This window comes from Myxococcus sp. CA051A, from assembly GCF_013336705.1.
Lineage (GTDB): Bacteria > Myxococcota > Myxococcia > Myxococcales > Myxococcaceae > Myxococcus > Myxococcus llanfairpwllgwyngyllgogerychwyrndrobwllllantysiliogogogochensis.
Map to the genome: position 1 here is coordinate 127,592 of NZ_JABUMS010000002.1, position 15,627 is coordinate 143,218.

The following is a 15,627-nucleotide window of genomic DNA, read 5'->3' on the forward strand; positions in this document are numbered from 1 at the left end:
CAAGCGCGGGCGTGGATGACCGCCCGCCCCGTGGTCCGCCGTGCTTCAGCGCCGCTGGTCGCTCCGGGCCTGGGTGCGACGGTTGCGAGAGGTGGTGTGCGCGTTGCGACGGACGGCGCCGAAGCGCTGCTGCTTGCGCGCACCGCCCTTGCGGCGCTGGGCCCGCGTCGCTCGCACGGACGTGGTGGCGGTGCGTCCGGCGGTGCGCGCGCGGCGCACGGGCTTGCGCCCACCCACGGTCCTCGTCGCCCGACGGGCCGGCGCCGAGGCGCGAGTCCTCCGCGTGCTGCTCACCTTTCGCACGGTGCGAGCCCGCTTGGCCGCCACCGCCTCACGGCGCTCCATCATGGCCAGGCGCTTCTCGAAGCGCATCAGGGCCTGACGGAAGTACGTCGCCTTGCGCAGGGTGTTGGCGTTGCCCTCGGCGCGACGGGCACGGGTCGGCTGCCGCCGGCCCAGGGCCTCACGCCGCTGACGGCGCGCCAGGCTCTCGTACTTGGTCATCAATCGCCGCGCGCGCAGGACGCGACCGCGCAGCTCCCGGGTCGACAGCTCCGTGAGGTTGCGCGGGGCGCTCGACAACACGAGCCTGGCTTCGGTTTCCGACAACAGGGACATCTTCTTCGAGGGAATCGTACGCAAGGGCCTGCTCCTTCAAGGCAGTGTGGCTTTCCTCGCGGAAACGTCGGCACGTGTCCCCCGCGCAGCAACCTGCTCTCCAGGGTGATTGGGGGCGCTGGCGCTACTCGAAAATGGACAACTCGGAGAGCGCGTAGATGAGGACGGGTCCTCCCGCGTTCCCCGCCCTCACCTGCAGCCGCACCTGACGAACCGGCGCGTCACCCGTGAGCGGCACGTCGAGGAAGCGCGCCTTGCGCTCCATGTCCAGCGGACCATCCCCATAGGGGCTGTCCTCCCCCGTCGATTCGATGGTGGTGGAGAACACCGGGTCGAACGGGCTCGAGGGGTCGTGGTTCACGTAGGGCACCTCGGCGAGCGTCGACCAGGTGGCGCCATCCGCGCTGCCCTCCACGCGCACCTGAATGATGGGGTCGAACCCCGTCACCATCTGCAGGTCGCGAATGACGGCGCGCCGGGGCCGCACGGCGGTCTCCCACTGGAGCGTCACGTTGTTCACGCCCGACGTTTCGCGAGTCAGGTCCGTCCGCACGGTCAGCAGTGAGCCATCCGTGTACGGGCACGGCGCTCCCGTGGGAGTCGGGACGCACGAGGCGCCGCGGCTGATGGGGCGCAGGCTTCCGCTGGGAACGGGCAGCCAAGGGCCACGCCATTCCACCCGGAACGACACGCTGCTGCTGTTGGCGGCCAGGGGATAGAAGAGCCACGAGCCCAGTGTCACGGCGCGGACCTGCGCCTCCACGCCCGGGAAGTCCTCCAGAAGATAGGGATTGGCATGCCAGGGCGACGTGGGGTCGTGCACTTCCCACACGCGGCCTCCGGGACCATGGAGCTGCAGCACGGGGTACGGGGTGAGGGGCTCCACGGGCGTCGGGTCGCCGTTGTCCTGGAAGTAGATTTCCGGAAGCTCCGCGGAGGCCGGCAGCGCGGGCGGAGGAGGCGCCGAGGCGAAGGAGAACTCGGGGCCCTCCGCGCCCAGGGCCAGCGCGAGCTGGGGGGCCCAGGGCCGCAGCGGTGGCAGCTCCGCGTCGTCGTAGAAGACGAACGAGCTGAAGACGCCGTGGCCTTCCTCCAGCGGCGCCGCCACGCGAAAGCGATACTGGGTGAAGTCGGAGAGGCGCTCGTCGATGGAGTCGCCGTAGAGGACCTCCAGCGTGAAGGCCCCCGAGCGCTCACTGCGGCTCTCTCCGTAGCGCTCGAACTCGCCAACCGTGGGGTCGACGAAGCCGGAGCGCGTGTGGACCTTGCGCTCCACGGTCACCGTCGTGTCGGAGTTCGGAGAGCCGTCCAGGTGTTGCAGCCGGCCATAGACGAAGATGGGGTCTTCGGGCTTGCGGTCGCAGCCCGCGGCGACGAGCGCGAGCAGGGGCAGGGAGCGGAGCAGGTGGCGCATGTCAGTAGGTCCCCTTCACGCCGAGGAGCGGGAGGATGATGGGCAGGCTCTGGGGTTTGCGCTGGGGAGTGCCCTGGCGGTCGAAGCCATAGTCATAGGCAATCACCTCCTGCCGGGCCGACACGTTGAGGACGTCCAGGTAGGCGTCGAGCGTGAAGTCCTCCATGGCCCATGATTTGGCGACGCGCAGGTCCACGCGGAAGAACGCGTCCAGTCGCTCGGACTTGTCCCGGTCCTGTCGCACCCAGTGCGCTTCCCCCTCCGGCGTCGTCACGATGCGTTGGGTGAGGGTGGTGATTTCGCCGGACTCGGGGCGGCCGGTGTTGAAGTGCACCACCGTGCCCACCGTCCAGTTGTTGCCGAACTTGTAGCTGAGCGCGGCGTTGATGACATGGGCCTGCTCGAAGGCGAAGGGCAGCGTGCCCTTCTGAGTACTCACCACGTGGTCATCGTCGCCGTAGCGGTCGATGAGCACGCGGCGCTTGCTCTGGAGGAAGCTGTAGGAGACCCAGCCGAACCAGTCGCGGCCCAGCGGGTGCCGGGCCATCAGCTCGAAGCCATACGCGTAGCCGCTCGTGGAGGGGTCCGGTGTCGCGAGTCCCCGGCGTCGTCGGTTCTCCACCACCTGCTGCAGGTCCAATTCCACCGCGCGGGTGAGCGGGTTGTAGAAGGCGTCGCCGCTCAGCTCCAGGCCGTCCATCGCCTTCCACTCGGCGCCCACGTCGAACTGGAGGCCCTCCTGGAGTCCGTAGCGGAGGCTGGAGGTGTCCACGGCGGGCAGGTGCACCAGCACGGTGGGCGATTGGTGGAAGACGCCCGCGCCGCCCTTGAGCACGAGCGCGTCCGTGAGCTGGTGGCGCACGGTGAGCCGAGGCTCCACCACCGCGTGATTGATGCCGGGGGACAGGTGGTAGTTGTCCAGGCGCACGCCCGGCTGGAGCACCCACTTTTCGGCGGGAACCCACGTCACCGCCGCGTAGACGCCGGAGAAGGTCGCCAGCGAGGAGGGGCTCTTGATGGGGTCCACCGGGTCGTCGGGATTGGTGCCCGGGGGGATGCCGGTGCCGGTGATGTCGGTGGCGGCGCGCCGGTGCTCCACGTCGCCGCCCACGGCGAGCTCCAGCGTGGAGTCCAGGCGGCGCTTCCAGCCGGCCCGCATCGCGAACGTCGTCTGGCGCAGGGCGTACTCACCCACCTTGCGGAAGGAGATGGCGCCGCTCGGCAGGCGCTCCGACTCCTCTCCGTCGAGGCCCAGCGCGTCCGAGCCCACGGTGAGGCCCACTTCCGCGTCACCCCCCGCGAGCGGATGGGTGCCGCGCAGGTCCACCCGGTGGAAGCGGGACACGATGCTGCCGCCGGTGGAGCCGATGTAATAGGTCGAAGGGCTGGAGCCCACGTCGTCCGAGCTGCCCAGCGCGAACAGGCGTACGCGGCCCTCGCCGACCTTCTGCTCGATGCGCGCCTGGTAGTCCCAGAAGTTCGCGTGCACCTTCTCCGCGTCGGACCCACTGAGGAGCTTGGACCCCAGGGAGATCAACAGCGCCGAGTAGCTGACGCGGCCGGCGACGCTGACGGAGGTGCCGGTGCTCTCGAAGGGGTACTCGATGAAGCCGCCGCTGTTGAGCAGGTCCGCGTAGGCGGTGACGTGCAGCCGGTCCTCGCGCGGTCGGCTCAGCCGTCCCTCCACCGCGCCGCCCAGCAACCGTCCGTACTGCACTGGCGGCGAGCCCGGGAAGAAGTCGACGGTGTCGATGAAGTCCGGGTGAATCACCGCGGGCCCGAGCATCAGGTGGTACAGCATGGGGATGCGCACGCCGTCGAGGAAGAAGCCGGTGGCGGCGGGCTGGCTGCCGCGCACCACGGGGTAGCTGATGCCCGAGGCGAGGCTGCCCACTCCGGGCATCAACATGACGACACGGAACGGGTCTCCCAGCGTGCCGGGCACCTCGCGGAGTTCCTGCTCGTGCAGGGTGATGCGCGTCACCTCGGTGCGGGGGCGGTCGTCCCGCACCACCGTCTCGTAGGGATTCACGCGCCCGGGCTGCAAGCGGTAGATGACCTGGAGCGACTGGCCCTCGGAGAGCGTCTCCTCGAAGGTGCTCGGCGTGTGTCCGGGGGCGCGCGCTTCCACGCGGTGGGTGCCGGGGCGCAGCTCCAGGGTGAAGCGCCCTTGTGCGTCCACGGTGCCCGCGGGCTCCGTGCTCCCGTCTACGAAGAGGAGCGCATCGGCGAGGGGACGGCGCGTGCCGCGCGCGCGCACCTCGCCGGTGAGTCGCGCGGTGGAGACGGGGACGGGCGCGGCTGGAGGCACGAAGCGGTAGACGAAGGGCAGGCGCACCGCCACGGGCACTCCGGCGAGGGTGGCGGGAGTGAAGCGCAGACCCGGTGCGGCCTGGAGCGCGGCCTCGGTGAGGCGGGGCTCGTGCGGTGCGTCGACGACCTTCACCTCGGCCACCGCGCCCTGTTCGTCCACGAGCAGCTCCAGGGTCACTTCACCGGGAGTGCCCTCCAGGCCCACGGGCCATGCGGCGGGTGCGTCAGCGACGAGGGTCGGTGGCACGAGCGTGGCTTCACCGCCATCGGTGGTGAGGCCCAGTCGTGTGGCGTCCTCGGCGGACACGGAGGTGCCGCCGTCGGTGGACTGGAGTTCGACTTCGACGGTGCGGGACTCGGCGGAGGGGGCGGGGAGGCCCTGCGCTCGTACGAGGAAGGGCACTGCCGCCAGGACGAGCAGTGGCAGGAGAGAGCTGCGCTCAAGACGCATGGGAACCCTTCAACACCGGATGGGCAGAGAACTGTCACCCCGGCCGGTGTGCTCTCACGCCGCGCAGCCTCACCTCCCCGGGCACGGGCGTCCACTGTTCTCGACATGGGATTGCACGAATGGCCCGGGGTCCCGGAAACGGGACCTGCGGCTGTCTGTGCGAAAGGTACAAGCGAGGCGTAAGCGCCAGGACGTTGGCCTGTCCGTTCGTCTGCTCGCGTGTATGGCGCTTCACGAAGAGCGCGTGCAGGCGGGCTGACCGGGTGGAGGTCCCTGGAGGGCACCACTACCGTTGAGTCGAGCAGGGGGCTTTGTGGGGGAAGGAGTCGTGGGGCGATGCGCACGGTGAAGGATGAGCTGCTCTTCCGAGCGGTGGAGCACACCCTGTCGGGCCAGCCCATCGAGGCGGCGCACGAGCTGGCGTCGTTGGAGACGTTGCTGGATGTGGACTCGGTGCCGGAGGACCTGGGCTACCTGCTCTTCGCCACGGCGGTGTCGCATCGCCTGGAGGGCGTGGGGGTGGGGGCGCGCAATCCCTATCTGTATCCGCATCCCGAAGCGGGGGCGCGGCAGATTGATTTGTTCCGGCTGTTGATGACGCACATGCCGCTGGCCTCCGCCGCCGATGCGTTGGCGAACGCGGTGTTGGTGGAGTTGTTGGGGAAGCGGGACGAGGCGACGTTGGTGGACGTGGGAATCGGCCAGGGGCGGCAGGAGGGGCGGTTGTTGAAGGCGCTGTCGGAGCAGGGAGCGCTGCCGCGCAGGTTGACGCTGGTGGGCGTGGACCCGAGCGGAGCGAGCCTCGCGCAGGCGGAGGAATCGACGGCGAAGGTGGCGCGCGAGGTGGGAGCGTCGGTGCGCTTCGTGGGGGTGGAGGCGCCGGTGGAGAGCCTGTCCGAGTCGACCTGGTCGGTGTTGCGAGGGTTGCCGGGGCCGAGGGTGGTGAACGCCGCCTTCGCGCTGCACCATGTGGCGGAGGAGCCCGGGAGCGTGGGCGCGGTGCGAGACGCGGTGCTGCGGCGGCTGCGAGCGTTGGAGCCGTCGGGGGTGGTGTTGTGCGAGCCGAATACGGACCACTTCCGCGCGCCGCCGCTGGAGCGCTTCCTGAATGCGTGGAAGCACTTCACGCAGGTCTTCCATCTGCTGGACACGCTGGAGGTTCCTCGCGAGGAGCGAGCCGCCATCAAGCGCTTCTTCGGGAGGGAGGTGGAGGACGTGGTGGGGACGGTGGACGAGTCGGCGCGCTGCGAGCGACACGAGCTGGCGGAGACGTGGATGGCGAGGCTGAAGCGCGCGGGCTTCGTGCCGCTGGAACTGCTGGAGCAGGTGGAGCCCGAAGGCGTGCATCCGGTGCTGGAGTTGCGGCGGGAGCCAGGGCTGGTGGGCTTGAGCTGGAAGAACGAAGTGCTGGTGGCGGTGATGGGGGGGAGGCCGGAGGGGGCACGTGCGTGAGGGCGCGGCGCGTGGTGCGTGTGCTTCGCGGGGCTGTGGTCCGTTGAGGCCTGGGCGTCCGGGTCGTGCGAGGATGGGGTGCGTTGAGCGTGGGAGCCGAGGCTTCGCGAAGATGTGACGCGCGCGGCATGAACGTCGGGGCCACGTGAGGTCGAGGTCATGGAGTCGGAGGCGCACAGGTGACGGACGAGGGACGTGAGGACCTGGCCGGTCAGGTGCTGGAGCGCTGTCGACGCGCGGGGGTCCGGCTGGTGTTGGCGGAGGCGTGCACCGGGGGCCTGCTCTGCGCGCAACTGACGGACGTACCGGGCGCATCCGCGGTGGTGGAGCGCGGCTTCGTGCCGTACTCGCATGAGTCCAAGGTGGAGCAGTTGGGTGTGTCGCTGGCGCTGCTCCAGGAGCACGGCTCGGTGAGCGCGGAGGCGGTGGAGGCCATGGCGCATGGGGCGCTTGCGCATTCGCGCGCGGACTGGGCGGTGGCGGAGACAGGCATCGCGGGGCCGAGCGGGGGCACGCCGCTGAAGCCCGTGGGACTGGCCTTCATCGCGGTGCTGCGTCGAGGCGGGACAGCCACGGTGGAGCGCCACGTCTTCGAGGGGAACCGGAGCGAAGTGCGGCACGCGGTGGCGCGACGTGCGCTGGTGTTGTTGCTGGCGCGGTTGAACGTCGAATCTTGAACTGGACGTTCACCCCGCACTCCCGGGTGTCTGGGCACCCGTCGAGGTGACCCCTACGCTGTAGGACGTCGGAGAGAAGTGCCTCCGTGTGTCCATGTGGCGAAGGAGCGCCCGGTGTTCCGAATCGGGGTGGATGTCGAGCATTCCATCGTGGAGTTCGTCCTGGAGGGCTACATCCGGGTCCAGGAGATGGAAGTCTTCGTGTCGGAGCTGGAGGCGGCGACAGACTCGCTTGCGGGGCGCGACATCAAAATCAAGGCGGACCTGAGGACGTTCCGTCCCGCGTCACCGGAGGCGACGAACATGATTCGCCGGGTGCAGGAGTACGGACTGCGTTCTGGCGTGGTGCGAGTCGCGGAGCTGGTGGAGAGCGAGATTGTCGCGCTCCAGCTCAACCGGGTCGCCGAGAACAGCCACACGGACAAGATTCTGCGCCGCTTCTGGGAAGACGCTCCCGCGCGTCACTGGCTCATCCACGGCGACGTGGAGGATGGAGCGGCGTCGGGTCCGTGAAGCAACCCTCGCGGAGCCGTCTCAGCCCCGAAGTCCTTCCGCGAAGGGCCGATTGAAGCTGGACGCAGGGGCCGCGCGGACACTCTTCCACGCGAGCACTTGTTGCTCCACGGGAGCGCGTGTCGGGACCTGATGCAGCCCTCGGCTGCGCAGTGCCAGCTCCAATGCCAGGGCATGGCGCCTGCGGAGCGGGGCGTTGAGCAACGCCTCGACGAGCCCCTGCGGGGTGAAGGGCTGGCCGGAGAGATGGCGCTGCCTCGGGTCCATGCGAGGCCGTGTCTCCTTCCACCATGCCGCGACCTGTTCGGCCATGGGCTGGGGCAGGTCGTCCTCGGGCTTGGGGGAGAGGTCTCGTTCGAGGTCTTCCTCCAATGGCGTCAGGGCTTCGTCCGCTGCGTCCTCCTTCGCGGCGGCGAAGCCACCTTCGATGGTGAGCCCGGTGATGGCACTGAAAGCCTCTGCGGCGAGCGCTGCCACGGGCTTGTGGCGCATCAGTTCCACGCACGCGTCCGCAGCCTGGATGCGCCCAGAGAAGCCGAGCGCCCACAGCACATCGGGCCGAAGCTTCTCGTGAGACAGCAAGCCCACCAGCCGCGTCACGGCCCGCTCATCACCGCTCAGTCCGAGCAGGAGCAGGGGGTGTCGATTGCCTGGCGCGGGTGAGTCCACCGCCGACTGGCAGGCAGCCCAGGCGCCCATGTGTCCGTTCATCAGTCCCACGGTCAGCGCGACATCCCGGAGGGCGGGTGCGTCCGAGCCGAGCGCCCGCTGGAGCACGGCGGGTTCCACGGGGAGGCGTGCGCGGCTCAGGGTGCGCAGGGCGGCGGCGACCACGTGGGGCTCGGGGTGCGACAGGAGCGGAGCGCACAGCGCCGCCGTGGCCCGACCATGGGTGCCAAGCACGTCGACCACCGAGGCCCACAGCTCAGGCGCCGCATCCGCCTTCTTCAGCAACGAAGCGAACTCCGGTGGGATGCAGGGGGTGGGTGCCAGCTCGAGCGCCCGCTGGAAGGGAGCCAGGGCATCGGGTTCCGCGGCGGCGAGTGCCGTGAGCACGGCGGAAGGGCCGGGAGGTGACTCCGCGCGAAGCAGGGCGAGCGCCCCTGCGAGAATGCGCTCGGGTTCATCCGCGAGCGCGGGGATGAGCAGCCGATGGGCCACGGGCTCGCCGCCCAACACCAGGGCATCGAGATGGGACGCACCCGACTCTTCGAGCTCGGCCAGCTCCGCGAGCGAGTAGTCAGGCGCGTCGAGCGCCTTCTCCCACTGGCTCCACCGGAAGGCCGCTTCGCCGAGATGCTCTTCGTAGATATCCCACCGCGCGGGCTTCAAAAGAGATGAGGAGCTCATGAGTGATGGGGCGCTGTCTGACGTGGGCGGTGGGGATCTCCCCAGGGCCACATATGGCTGCTCTTGAAGTTGAGGCCCTTTGAATCCACAGACAATTCGGCGGGGTGGACTCTGCTAGAGGTGTTTCTTGCAGACGAGGCACTTGGGTTCCTCCTTGCTCCCCGCGCCCGCGACCACCGGTCCCTGCATGAGAGGAAATGGCGGCGTGTTCTTGTCGTTGTGGAGCATGAGGTCGAAGGCGCGGGCCACGTTCTTCCCCTCGAACTTCACGTCGAAGGAGAAGTTGATGAACTCCGCCTTGCCCTTTGTCTTGCTGGAGGCCACGCCGCCACCGGCCGTGCCCGCCTCGTCACCCGTGCTCGTCTTGAAGTTGGAGTCCTTCACGCACACGGGATTGCCCGCGACAGACACCTTCTTCGTGCCCTTGTCGGTGTCGGAGGACTGGGCCACGTTGGGATAGGGAATGGGGACGGGCCCCGCGGGGCTGGGCGTCTTGCACACATCCGGGAAGGCCGTGGTCACGCCCCCACTGTCCTTGGTGACGACGGACATCTTGTTGACGCCTGTGTTGACGGCCATGGCCCCACCTCCAGGTCCGTCAAGGATACACTGCGCGTGAGTCTGGGTTCGAGTCCCCCTCCCCGGAGAGCGTCCAGGGGCGCGCTGGATGTCGTCTAGTTGATCTCCACCGAGCCACCCTTGATGCGGTGGGTGCCCGTCGCTCGCGACTCCAGATAGGTCCCCTTGATGATGACCTTGCCATTGCGGCGCAGGGTGATGCTGGCTTCGCCACACTTGAGGACGACTTCGTCCTGGCCCTCGATGACCACCCGCTTGCCGTCGACGTGTGCCTCGGTAGGCGGTGGCGCTGGCTCGGCGGTCTCCAGCAAGGCATCCAGCAAGGGCGTGGGGCTGGGCTCGTGGATGAGGCCCATGATGAAGGGCAGCGCCGGGTCTCCGTTCTCGAACAGGAGGACCACTTTCTGGCGTCGGGCCACGGCCTCCTGGAGGCCCCGGGGCTCCAGGGCCACCGCCAGTCGCGCGGGGACGGGGCCCGAGGAGTTGCCAGGAAAATCCACGAGCGGTGCTCCCGAGGCCTCGAGTCCCACGAGCTGTCCGGAACGACTCCCGAGGATGGGCTCCCGCACCTGGGGGCCGGGCTGGCTCGACTTGCTGGCGGGGTGTGAGCTCATGCGGAAGGCCCTGGCGAACGAGGTGGATGAAGACGAAAGCTCTCAGCCGCGACCAGGCTGACAACGAATGATAGCGCATTCATGCGGGAGGCCGCCTGACAGGCGCCGGAGGGCCCTCGCCGTGCGCGGAATCGGCCAGCGCGGCCCCTCAATCCGATGTGGGCTTCGACACACCTTCCGCCGTGACACGCAGTCCCCGCACGTCGTGCGGGCCGTCCCGTGAACTCAGCGCGAACTTCGCTGGTCGGGGCGGGCGGACGCCGCCACGGCCTGTCGGGCGCGCTCCAGTACAGGGGCATCTGATTCGCCAATCCGGGCACTGGAGGGGACCGCCAGCCACCCATCCACCAGGCGAGCGAGGCCGCGCGTCAACTCCGCCGCATTCTGATGTCCGGCTGCTACGGCGGCCCTGCAAGCCTCCTCGTTGCCAAGGAAGTAATGGGCCAGAATCCAGTAGTTCGCGAGAAGGGCGTGCCCTGACAGGTCCTTCTGCTCGACCTTCCACTCCGCGTCGCCGGGAGCGTGCTCAAGGTACTCCTTGAGGCGAGGGCTTGGTCGACCCCACAGGACACTGGACATCCAGCGGGAGCGGGCATGAAGACGGGCGCTGTGGGGGATGATGGACGCGTGCTCGCGAGTGCCCGGCACTCCCAGTTGGACGTCATGCTCCCTCGCGACTTCCTGAAGCGCTTCGTAGCGGGTGTCGCCGACCCAACCTGGGGCCTCGTCGGACTCAGGCGCGTTGTCGGAGAGCCAGGCGGTGAGCAGGAAGTTCTTCAGCGAGTGCGCGGCGCGCAAGGTGCCTCGGCCATGCGCATAGGGAAAGACGAGGAGTACCTGGTCGGGCCCGGACAGCAGGCTCAGCAAGGCACGGTCCCCCGAGGCGTCCTCGCTGAGCACGAAGAGCCCCGCGAAAAGCCCTTCGGAGTAGGACGGAAGCAGGGCCGCGAGCGCCTCGAGGTCCTCCGGCATGCGTGAAAGCACGTCGAGCCGAAGCGAGCGGTCTTCCGAATTCCAGATGGAGTCCGCGGACTCGCGTGAGGCGAGCGCCTGCTGGATGGCTTCCCATTCCTGGAGTTGCGCGGGAGGAGAGATGCCCAGCAGCCCGTGGATATCAGCGACGCGTGCCTGAAGCCCGGCTGGGGCCACGCTGGCCAACTGGGAACGGAAGCGCGCGGGGTCCCGTGCAACCACTGCTTCGACGATGTCCGCCAGGCTTGCCGACAGCAGCGTCGCGGGGGTCAGGGTTTCAAGGTCCAGCATGACGCCGCTCCGTGTCTCGGGTCGGGGAATCGAAGAGCACGGCACCTTGCGCTCCGTGGTCCGACACACCCCATACCAGTGTGTGGCCCGGGCGCGCATGTCTTCGGGTCAGGGAACGTGCCGCGTAGCACAGGCCCACTGCCGCGCTCGCTGTCCCTACATCGCCCAGGCTGACAGCGGGCCATACCTCGAGGACGTTCGAGGACAAGGCTGGGCGCAGTGTCTGGGTCAGTGCGAGTCCCCAGGCCGAGGCTCGGCGCTCCTCTCCGTTCAGGTTGCCAATGACATTGCCGACAGTCGCATGACGGGTAACGGTGAGCGCCTCGTCGATAGCGCGCGAGAGGGCTCGCCCCGGACCCCGGGTCTTCGGGGAAGTATCCTCGGGTTCTTCAGACAGGCCCACGGCGAGCAACGTTCCCTCCGGACGCCCCAGGCACCGGCGAGGATGCTCGAGCAGGAGACAGACCCCGGCTTCACCGGGCATCAAGCCCACGGGTTGCTCCGGACCCTTCAGTCGTCGTGCCTCCGCGAGCCAACGCAGAGAGCTGGCATCCAGCAAGCTATCGACAGAGAGCAGGAGGGCGCGCTCCCACCGGCCCGAGGAGACATGCTGCCCGGCGGCCTTCAGTGCCCTCCATGTCGCGGACTCTCCGTCGGGAAAGAGGAGACGGGACTCCAGGGGAATGGGGAGTTTCGCTGCTTGGAGAAGGCGCTCCACGAGCAGGGCCATTTCCATGAGCTGGAAGGAGAAGCGGCCTGGTGCGAGGGACGGCGCGCAGAACAGAAAACCGCAGCGCTTCCAGGCCTCGCTGGGCCAGGTCTCCAGCGCGGCGTAGCGGAAGAGGTCGGCCAGCGCCAGTCGGGCAAGCCGTGACCACCTGCCAAGCCCTTGGAACCCTTCCGTGACGCCTTCGACGGGATGACCGATGAGTGGGACTTCGTCCTGTGCATCCGCATCCCAGACGACGTTGTCTCCAACGGGACGTGGACGGCTCAGTCCGCACCGGATGGCCGCGCAGACGTTCTCCGCGCCCTGTCCCAGAGACGTCATCATCCCCATCCCCGAGAGATTCAATGGTGAGGTGCTCATGAGTTCAGGGAGTTGTCAGGACGCGCCAGGAGTGGAGCGGCGGAAAGGTTTGACGACTCCGTGCAAGCTCACACAGTTCACCAGGGACCCGGGGGTACTCCAGACGTGAGAGCGCGAGCCCTGACTCCTGCGCCAGGCGAATGATGGCGACAGCTTGCACGTCGATGTAGCGCTCGGTGTGAAGGATCAGCGGGGGCAGGTCGTTGAAGTGCGCGGCCCTGGCGTAATTACCGGCACGGCGCTGAACGATGGCCTCCAGGCTGCTCTCGAACCGGTCGGTGTGTCCTGCATGGAGCGCCAGGCAGAGGGAATGGAAGGGGCTGCCTTCTTCACCAATCACCCGGGCAAAGCGGGCGAGGAGCGCAGGGAGGGTCCCGGTGGGTCGGGGGGCGCGAAGCTCCAGGAAGAATCGCTGGAGGAACTGAGGGAAGAGGAAGTCGTCCTCGTATTCGAGCGCGTCGACCCAGCGCTCATCACACAGTCGAGCCAGTTCCTCCGCGGTTTCCAGGTCATTGATGGCCAGACAGTCGAAGAAGGCCCGGTTGCGCGATGTCCGCCAGAAGCGAGGTGTGCCGGTCGCTCCCTGCTCGCAGCCGCGCAGATAGTAGAGGCGCGTTTGTCCGGCGCGATGGAGGTCCGCGAGGTAGGGAGTGGTTTCACCGGTCTCGAGAAACCCCGCGATGGCCCTGAGCCGGTAGTAGTGCGCGAGGTTGGTCAGGTCTCCCTCCTCGTCGGAGGGCCATGCTCCGAGAGGCGGCAGGCGGCGAAGGAGGGTCCTGAAGTGGGCCGGGAGGGTGTCCTGGACGTATTCGAGCTCTGTCACGGGGTGGAGTCCCAGGTCGGTAGGCGTCACGGATGCTTTACAGGTCGACAGAGGCTCCCACGGGGCTGACAGCCACTCCGGTGAGGGCGGCCTGCTCCATTGCCCGGACCAGTTCCTGCCGGACGAGGATGAGCCGGGGCATGGTCGTAAGCCGGAACATGTTCCGTGACGGTTCGATGCGTCCCACCTCCAGCTCGAGCTTGCGCAGTCCGAAGACCTCGCCCTTCCGGAGCGCACTGGGCTCGTACTCGCTTCGCTGCATGTCCATGCAGTCGAGGGTGCCCAGCACGTTGGCGATGAAGAACTCGCCCGGTTGGCGACGCCCCTTGTGATTGATGAGGCGCAAGGGGAGGTACTCGATGTCGACCCCGGCGGAACTCTCGAGCACATGCCGGAAACGCGCGGAAACGAAGAGGTACCCCAGGGTATTGCGAAGGCAGTCTGTGACCACCTTGCCTCCCATCCTGCGCGACATGTGGAAGTCGAGCGCAGCCGGGTAGAGGTGTCTGGTGGGAACTCCTTCCGTGGGCTGCCAGATGCACGGCATGTCGCGAGGGTACTGGTCGATGACGCAGTCATCCAGGTCGGGCCGTGCCTGAAGGATGGAGTAGGCAGATGTCGACGTCATCACCAGTTGACGCTGTCCAATCGAAGGTTGTCCAGATTGATGCCTGGGTTCTTTTCGCCCGCCGCAATCAGGAAGGCCCGAATGGCGGTGGATGCCTTCTCCAGCTCCGTGCGGCAGTCACCCTTGTTCTCGTCCGTCAGCTTGTGCTTGGCCGGGTCTGACTCACCCTTGGCGAGCTTGGCCTTGATGGAGTTCAGCTTCGTCCCCAGGCTCTCGCTGTAGTGCTCGTGCTCGGCGGGGCCTTCTGGCGGAACGTGCGTGGGAAGCTTGAGGATGCGCGCCACCACGTATTGCTTCGGGAGGATGATGACGTTGGGCATCTCGTTGATGTTCCAACGTGTCGCTAGAATCAGTCGACGTTCCTCGGTGTCAGGGAAGGTGGCTTCGAGTTCCCCGCAGGCGATGACGTGGTGGGTGTTGTGCCAGTAGGGCTTCTTCCAGTCTTGGAAGTTGGAGCCGCGATCCAGGTCCCAAGCGCCATCCGCGAGTGGGTTGGGGGCATGGGTTCCTGGCTCGACCTCCCCGCTCTTGCGAATGGTGGGAGCCAGGTCTTCCACCCAGACCGCGACCCATCGCTCGGGAGAGCGCATGTTCGGGACGTCGTAGATGTGCTTCTCCGACGCCTTCGAGTAGTCGTGAGCGTTCTTGCGGTAGTTGCAGCGAGGGAACTTCTTGTTTTTGTAGTCCACATGCCGCCAGAGGCAGCCTGCGTCCTTGGGGGCGGTCTTGTGCTCGTTCTCCGCCCAGTCCGCGAGATGGTCACTGTCGGCCATGGTCTCTCCCTAATCCTGTTCCAACTTCGACACACCTTCCGCCGTGACACGCAGTCCCCGCACGTCGTGCAGGCCGTCCCCCAGGAGGACATGCCCTCGCCACAGCAGCGTCACCTGTTCCGCGTCGGCATCCAGGATGACGGTGTCCAGGTGCATCGCGGGCTTCGCGTCCTCGGTGCCCGCCAGCTCCACCGTGACGACCGGCGGCGTCTGCCCGGGCAGCGAGAAGGCCAGCCGTCCCTTCGGCGAAGCCCCGGCGATGATGACCGCCTCGTCCCCCTTCAAGTACCCCGGCGCCACGAGCCCCGGCGCGGCCGCGTTGAAGAAGCGCCGGTCGAAGTCCTTGGGCAACAGCGGCTTGCGCGTCTTGCTCCACGCCTCGTCATACGTCCCCGCGTACCGCGCCCGAGGCTGCCAGTCCGGTGACGTGAAGCCGAACCCCACTGGCGTCACCCGCTGCCCCAACTCCCGCAGCGGCTCCGCCGGGTCCTCCAGGTTGGGCAACCGCAACCCCTCCTCGAAGTGCCTCGCGCTGGCGCGAAAGCCCGTGCCCACCGGGTTGCGCGGCTCGAACGCCGGCCTCCCCGCATCCGTCCTGTCCCACCCACCGAAGGCCCGCTCCCACTGCAACGCCATCCGCTCGAACGGCAGCGGCTTCGTCGCCGACACCCGCCCCAGGCTCCGGAACCACGTGCGCTCCCCCAACACCCGCACCGCCTTCGTCAGCGGCCCCACCTGGAGCGCCACCAGCACCTCCGTGTCCCCCTTGCGCCGCGCATGCGCATGGCCCAGCAACACCACGTCCGTCGCGGGCTTGATGAACGCGCCCTCCACCTCGTACCGGTAGCTGGACTCCCCGGGCTCGCCCCAGGGCTGCCCCTGCCAGCTCACCTTCGGCTGCTCCTTCACCCCCGTCAGCCCCGTCTCGCCGAATCCATACGTCGCCTTCACCACGAGCAGGAGCAACGGACGCCCCTCCTCGTCGCAGAGCCCCATCAGGTCAAAGGCGAACGGAGTCTCGTTCTCGACGGCGGGATGCCCCATGGCGCGCGCCCCCCAGGCACCAGGC

Annotated in this window: 14 protein-coding genes; 3 read left to right on the plus strand and 11 right to left on the minus strand. The window is 68.1% G+C overall.

What is annotated here, in order from left to right:
* Nucleotides 1-45: 45 nt before the first annotated feature.
* From HUA74_RS05970 to HUA74_RS05980, 3 genes are all read right to left on the minus strand, one after another.
* On the minus strand, nt 46-642 hold the full coding sequence (locus HUA74_RS05970; protein ID WP_174453769.1) for a hypothetical protein: 597 nt from the start codon (nt 640-642) through the stop codon (nt 46-48).
* 100 nt (nt 643-742) lie between these two features.
* Complete coding sequence (locus HUA74_RS05975; RefSeq protein ID WP_174453770.1) at nt 743-2,032, minus strand: hypothetical protein; 1,290 nt, start codon at nt 2,030-2,032, stop codon at nt 743-745.
* 1 nt (nt 2,033) lies between these two features.
* The gene (locus HUA74_RS05980; protein ID WP_174453771.1) at nt 2,034-4,796 is read right to left on the minus strand and encodes a TonB-dependent receptor domain-containing protein; all 2,763 of its coding nucleotides are present in this window, start codon (nt 4,794-4,796) and stop codon (nt 2,034-2,036) included.
* A 336-nt stretch (nt 4,797-5,132) separates the two neighbouring features.
* Here HUA74_RS05980 and HUA74_RS05985 point away from each other — a divergent pair, with 336 nt between their 5' ends.
* From HUA74_RS05985 to HUA74_RS05995, 3 genes are all read left to right on the plus strand, one after another.
* Entirely contained in the window at nt 5,133-6,248 is a 1,116-nt protein-coding gene (locus tag HUA74_RS05985; RefSeq protein WP_174453772.1) for a GRAS family protein, read from the plus strand.
* 179 nt (nt 6,249-6,427) lie between these two features.
* A complete protein-coding gene (locus tag HUA74_RS05990; RefSeq protein ID WP_141648583.1) occupies nt 6,428-6,925 on the plus strand; it encodes a CinA family protein in 498 nt (165 codons plus the stop codon).
* Between the two features lie 114 nt (nt 6,926-7,039).
* The gene (locus HUA74_RS05995) at nt 7,040-7,438 is read left to right on the plus strand and encodes a hypothetical protein (RefSeq protein ID WP_141648584.1); all 399 of its coding nucleotides are present in this window, start codon (nt 7,040-7,042) and stop codon (nt 7,436-7,438) included.
* A 21-nt stretch (nt 7,439-7,459) separates the two neighbouring features.
* On the opposite strand, the gene HUA74_RS06000 is transcribed toward HUA74_RS05995, so the two are convergent.
* The 8 genes from HUA74_RS06000 to HUA74_RS06035 all read right to left on the minus strand — a co-directional run bounded on the left by HUA74_RS06000 (nt 7,460) and on the right by HUA74_RS06035 (nt 15,602).
* Complete coding sequence (locus tag HUA74_RS06000; protein WP_174453773.1) at nt 7,460-8,788, minus strand: TIGR02270 family protein; 1,329 nt, start codon at nt 8,786-8,788, stop codon at nt 7,460-7,462.
* Between the two features lie 114 nt (nt 8,789-8,902).
* Nucleotides 8,903-9,367: a DUF4150 domain-containing protein gene (locus HUA74_RS06005; RefSeq protein ID WP_174453774.1), complete on the minus strand. Its 465-nt coding sequence runs from the start codon at nt 9,365-9,367 to the stop codon at nt 8,903-8,905.
* Nucleotides 9,368-9,462: 95 nt separating this feature from the next.
* Nucleotides 9,463-9,981, minus strand: coding sequence for a DUF6484 domain-containing protein (locus tag HUA74_RS06010; RefSeq protein WP_174453775.1), 519 nt, complete (start codon nt 9,979-9,981; stop codon nt 9,463-9,465).
* A gap of 225 nt (nt 9,982-10,206) precedes the next feature.
* On the minus strand, nt 10,207-11,244 hold the full coding sequence (locus HUA74_RS06015) for a hypothetical protein (RefSeq protein ID WP_174453776.1): 1,038 nt from the start codon (nt 11,242-11,244) through the stop codon (nt 10,207-10,209).
* A gap of 1,094 nt (nt 11,245-12,338) precedes the next feature.
* On the minus strand, nt 12,339-13,157 hold the full coding sequence (locus HUA74_RS06020) for an immunity 49 family protein (RefSeq protein ID WP_174453777.1): 819 nt from the start codon (nt 13,155-13,157) through the stop codon (nt 12,339-12,341).
* A gap of 37 nt (nt 13,158-13,194) precedes the next feature.
* Nucleotides 13,195-13,785: an imm11 family protein gene (locus HUA74_RS06025; protein ID WP_174453778.1), complete on the minus strand. Its 591-nt coding sequence runs from the start codon at nt 13,783-13,785 to the stop codon at nt 13,195-13,197.
* Nucleotides 13,785-14,558, minus strand: a complete 774-nt coding sequence (locus HUA74_RS06030) for an AHH domain-containing protein (RefSeq protein WP_174453779.1) — start codon at nt 14,556-14,558, stop codon at nt 13,785-13,787. The genes HUA74_RS06025 and HUA74_RS06030 overlap by 1 nt, the downstream gene beginning before the upstream one ends.
* 9 nt (nt 14,559-14,567) lie before the next feature.
* Nucleotides 14,568-15,602 (minus strand): DUF2169 domain-containing protein, encoded by a 1,035-nt coding sequence (locus HUA74_RS06035; RefSeq protein WP_174453780.1) that lies wholly within the window; start codon nt 15,600-15,602, stop codon nt 14,568-14,570.
* Between the last annotated feature and the right edge of the window lie 25 nt (nt 15,603-15,627).